This is a genomic window from Bacteroides sp. AM37-9 (assembly GCF_003603455.1).
Taxonomy (GTDB): Bacteria; Bacteroidota; Bacteroidia; order Bacteroidales; family Bacteroidaceae; genus Bacteroides; species Bacteroides xylanisolvens.
This window is the reverse complement of the sequence record NZ_QTNF01000017.1, coordinates 122245-122920: the sequence shown is the minus strand read 5'-3', so window position 1 is coordinate 122920 and position 676 is coordinate 122245. Positions and strand designations below refer to the sequence as shown.

Annotated in this window: 1 protein-coding gene and 1 pseudogene; both read right to left on the bottom strand. The window is 41.4% G+C overall.

Features of this window, described 5'->3' with window-relative positions; all coding sequences use genetic code 11:
- A pseudogene (locus DW862_RS13835) lies at positions 1-228 on the bottom strand (DDE transposase); the annotation flags it as partial.
- Between the two features lie 40 nt (positions 229-268).
- Positions 269-640 (bottom strand): transposase family protein, encoded by a 372-nt coding sequence (locus DW862_RS13830; RefSeq protein ID WP_007483771.1) that lies wholly within the window; start codon positions 638-640, stop codon positions 269-271.
- Between the last annotated feature and the right edge of the window lie 36 nt (positions 641-676).

Sequence of the window (676 nt, the reverse complement as noted above, 5' to 3'; positions counted from 1 at the left end):
TTTAGTGCCCTGAATTACAGCTATAATAGAACCTTTCCTACCTCGCTTATCTCTATTTATTAAGATGGTATAAAGATCTCCCTTGCTCAAAGCCGTTTCGTCAATACATAGGCGATAACCCATATTCTTTGGATAAAGGATATACTCTTGGGCATGTGCTCTCTGATCCCAATTCTGGAAGTCACTCAGGTGATCTTTATATTGGCTTTGAAGCTGTTTGCCATCCATACAGTAATGCTCTGCTACACTTTGGCAGCTAACGGCGTGATTATCTAAGTAATTCTTTTAAAAAAGCACCGAACTCAGCGGTTATGCGAGTACCGGTGGCTACCAAACTCCAGTCACGACTATATGTCTGCCCAGTGGAGGGATCTTCCCAGCGACGACGCTTGATACGTAAATAAACGGCTTTACCACGGATAGGGAAGTCCTGAACTTCAATCTCAGGGAGGAAACCTTTTGAGTGAAGATGTAGATCTGAGTACTCAGAAGGAATAGTGGCTTTCTCCTCTAAATAAAGAATAAAGCAAGTATCCTGAGAAACATGATTGACTAGGGTAAAGTAATCAAGGATTCCTGAAGGCAAGAACAAGCTTAAAGAAGCAACAGGATCAATCGTTTGGGAAGAGGATGTTTTCATGATGCAAAAATAAGAATTTTAACGCAATCCCCCAAG

Bases quoted from the DNA above. Each gene is read 5' to 3' on its own strand.
- DW862_RS13830 (WP_007483771.1), bottom strand. From the start codon at position 640: ATGAAAACATCCTCTTCCCAAACGATTGATCCTGTTGCTTCTTTAAGC.